This window comes from Methylobacter sp. (assembly GCF_004322395.1).
Taxonomy (GTDB): Bacteria; Pseudomonadota; Gammaproteobacteria; order Methylococcales; family Methylomonadaceae; genus Methylobacter_A.
This window is the reverse complement of sequence record NZ_SCTW01000149.1, coordinates 1-3,503: the sequence shown is the minus strand read 5'-3', so window position 1 is coordinate 3,503 and position 3,503 is coordinate 1. Positions and strand designations below refer to the sequence as shown.

Sequence of the window (3,503 nt, the reverse complement as noted above, 5' to 3'; positions counted from 1 at the left end):
TGGCTGGCAGATCGACTGCGTTGCCCGCCACCAACTGTTAAAGCGGTCGATGTTGATGCTGGAATGAACAAACGCTGTCATAACGCCAAGTTAAAAGCGTTGGGTTATCAATTCAAATATCCGAGCTATAAAGACGGCTATTTGGAGATAATCGACGTTACCCGTTCCCACGCGCTACGTCATTGCCATTAAAATGTTAGTGGCGTAGATACTCTCTTAAAACACAAGCCCAAATTTGCAAAAGTCATAACAATTATTATGAACTTGCTTCCACAGGAAACGTGTAAAAACGAGTCCCGTCAAATTCTTTTTTAGTTTTTAGCATGCCATGGATGGCGTGTAAAAGTTTACGCATGACGGCACATACAGCCTGGATCTTCTTCAACCCATTGTCGTTAATCAGATGCGCATAATAGCCTTTAACATGAGGCTCATGTTGTGTTGCAACCAGTGCCGGCATATACAGCGCCTGCCGAACAAATTTATTACCCGCTTTGCTGATACGTGACTTTTTCGCCACACTGCTGCCCGATTCAAATTGCCGAGGATCTAAACCCGCATAAGCGACCCATTGCTTTGCACTCATATCTTGAGGCAATATCATCAACTCGCCTAGCATTTGAACGGCACTCGCTTGTGCAATGCCTTTGATGCCGGTGATTAACGTATAGGCTTCTGCTAGCGTATCGTGCTGATGGATTAATTCAATCGCACTCTCACGGTGGACTTGAATTTGTTTGTCCAAGACGGTAACCAATTCTTCGATATGCTCAATCACCAATACCGGCGTTTCTGCGGTGGCTTTTAACGCGTGCAACTGGTTTTTAGTTTGAGTTTTCAGCTTGGTCAGCGTCGCTATTCTTCGAGAAATCGCTTTTAAGGCGATGTTTTCATCGGCTGGGCGTTGCCAAGCTTCAAAAGGCATTCTTTCGCAATAAATGGCTAAAATTTCTGCATCGACCGCATCCGTTTTACTACGCTTCATCAATACTTTGGCAAAGTTATGTGAAGCTTTGGGATTGATAACCATGACCTCAATCCCTTCGGCACGACTGAGCGCTACCGCTAAATCAAAATGATAAATACCGGTCGCTTCAAGGCAAACTCTTGATTCTCCCTTTAATTTTGACAGCAATTGAATAATGGCATGATGACCCGATGGGGTATTTTCAAAGGTTTTGGCTTTACGCACTTTACCTTTTACACTGACAACAATAACAAGTTCTTTGTGGCTAACATCAATGCCTGCATTATTCATTTTATTTCTCTATAAATTATTTTGTTATGATGATGACTGGTTTCCCAACCCTGACACTTCTCCTACCGTCCTTGCGAATGCAGACTCAGAAGCTTAGGCTTACAGGTCTCAGATACTCCACGGCATGGATGACGAGGGTGGGGAGCCTATCTACGAACAAGCTCAAGGCTTAAGGGCGTGACGGCTTCCCCAGAAAATCAGTTATCACTATAAACTTTTTTGTATCACATAATCCTGTGTTTTAGAGAGGTCTTTAATATACAAGGGCGTGCCGTGCGCGCCTTTCTCGATACTTGAAAAATCTTGCTATCCCTTTGGCGCGCACGGCACGCCCTACTGCGAGAACTTTGTTCAATTTTTATAATAACGTTCCTTAACTTAATGGCAATGACACTCTACGTGGGGATGAAAATACCCTCACCCATACGCATCAACTTAAAGAGGCTTGAAAAAAATCATGCCATTTCAATAGGATATGCAATCTGCAATTCACAACCTAATGAAGCAATGGATATATTTTCAAAGATAGCTAAAGCACTGCAATTTGTACTGAATGAAAAAGCCGATGAATTGGCGAAAGAAAGCGGGTTTATTAAGCGTGCACGCAAAGTGAAAGGGTCTACGTTTATTAAAACGCTACTTTTTGCCTGGCTTCCAAAACCGGATACCAGCGTGGAAGGTATTGCCCGGGCGGGATTCACGCACCACTTAAAAATATCAGCGCAAGGTATCGACAAACGCTTTACCCCCGAAGCCGGCGAATTTCTAAAAAACGTATTGGGAGCGGCTGTTTCACAGGCTATAGCGGCTAGCGAACCGGCGGCCATTGAACTCTTTTCAAGATTTACCCACATTTACGTGGCGGATTGCAGCACGGTTACCCTGCCTGAACAATTGGCAGACAGGTATACAGGCGCTGGCGGAGCAGGAAAGCCTCGTCAATCCTCCGCTAAAATTGACACCCGCTTGGAATTAAAATCCGGGCATTTATATTTTGACCTTCTGGACGGTAAGCATTCAGACAATCGTAGTCATGGGGCTAAAGCGGTTTACGAGCCGGGCAGTTTACGCTTGCAAGATCTGGGTTATTTTAACCTTGCCCGGATGAAAGCGCAGTCTGAGCACGGTGAATACTGGATCTCCCGGCTGCAACCCCGAACCCAGGTCTTTACGGTACAAGGCGATAAAATTGATTTGTCCGAATGGGTCGCGACGCTGAACCAACAAGGCAGGGTAACGCATGAAATGACAGTCAACATCGGCAGTCAAGAACAACTGCCAACGCGTTTATTGCTATGGAAAGTTCCCGAGGAGCAAGCGGGACGGCGACGGGCAAAAATGAAAGAGAATGCGCAAAATCAAGGACGCTTGCCGACCCGAAAAAACCTTGAGTTGTGCGACTGGAACTGGCTGATCACGGATGTTGAAGCGTCTAAGCTCAGCTTTGAAGAATGTTATGTGCTGTACGGAGTGCGCTGGCAAATCGAGTTGCTGTTTAAATTATGGAAAACACAAGGCCGTCTGGGACATTCACGGAGCGCAAAGCCGGAACGGATTTTATGCGAGTTCTACGTCAAGTTGCTGGGGGCGTTAGTGCAACACTGGATTTGCTTGGCGGGTCTTTGGCAGAACCCGCATCGCAGCTTGGTCAAGGGGTGTCAAATGATTAAAGAGCAAACAGAACGTTTGGCCAATTGTTTGAATGATGTTAATGCGTTGATGGCTTTTCTCAAGGAGTTAGCGGAGCGTTTCAACTATAGCTGTTCGCTAAACTCCAGAAAAAAGAAACCAAATACTTCTCAACGCATTGATTATAAATATGCTTTTTCTTAAGTTGATGCGTATGGGGCAACGCTTTTCTGCCCAACATTATCACGTGGTCACTGTTGGGCAAACGATAAGGCTGTTTGCCCAACCTACACAAACTGACCTTACAACTTCACGGCAAGTTTTTTGTCCAGCGTTAATAGTTTAATGCCATGCGCGGTGGCCGTGGCGGCGATTATGGCATCAGGTAATTTGACGCGGTGTTGATGTCTAAATTGTATCGTTAAATCTTCAATCAACGGGCTAATCGCCAAATGCGTCATCCGATCCAGTAGACGATTGATGGCCTGTTCCTCATCCATAGTCAAATCCGGGTAACACAACAATTCCATCCGAGTGATAGCACTAAACCCGCAAACAGGCAGACTAATGCCGCTTAAAATAGAGATGGCTTCGTCATTGCCTTTAAGCAAACCAA

Annotated in this window: 3 protein-coding genes and 1 pseudogene; 2 read left to right on the top strand and 2 right to left on the bottom strand. The window is 45.3% G+C overall.

Annotated features, from left to right (window positions below):
* Positions 1-192 (top strand): annotated as a pseudogene (locus tag EPO18_RS19370) (hypothetical protein); the annotation flags it as partial.
* Between the two features lie 64 nt (positions 193-256).
* Here EPO18_RS19370 and EPO18_RS19365 read toward each other — a convergent pair.
* On the bottom strand, positions 257-1,258 hold the full coding sequence (locus EPO18_RS19365; protein WP_292436318.1) for an IS110 family RNA-guided transposase: 1,002 nt from the start codon (positions 1,256-1,258) through the stop codon (positions 257-259).
* A 507-nt stretch (positions 1,259-1,765) separates the two neighbouring features.
* Here EPO18_RS19365 and EPO18_RS19360 point away from each other — a divergent pair.
* Positions 1,766-3,091 carry an IS4 family transposase gene (locus tag EPO18_RS19360; RefSeq protein WP_292436316.1) on the top strand — a complete coding sequence of 442 codons (1,326 nt, stop codon included), beginning with the start codon at positions 1,766-1,768 and terminating at the stop codon, positions 3,089-3,091.
* A gap of 98 nt (positions 3,092-3,189) precedes the next feature.
* Here the strand turns inward: EPO18_RS19360 and EPO18_RS19355 are convergent.
* The coding region (locus EPO18_RS19355) for a PIN domain-containing protein (protein ID WP_292436314.1) at positions 3,190-3,503 on the bottom strand (314 nt) is incomplete at its 5' end.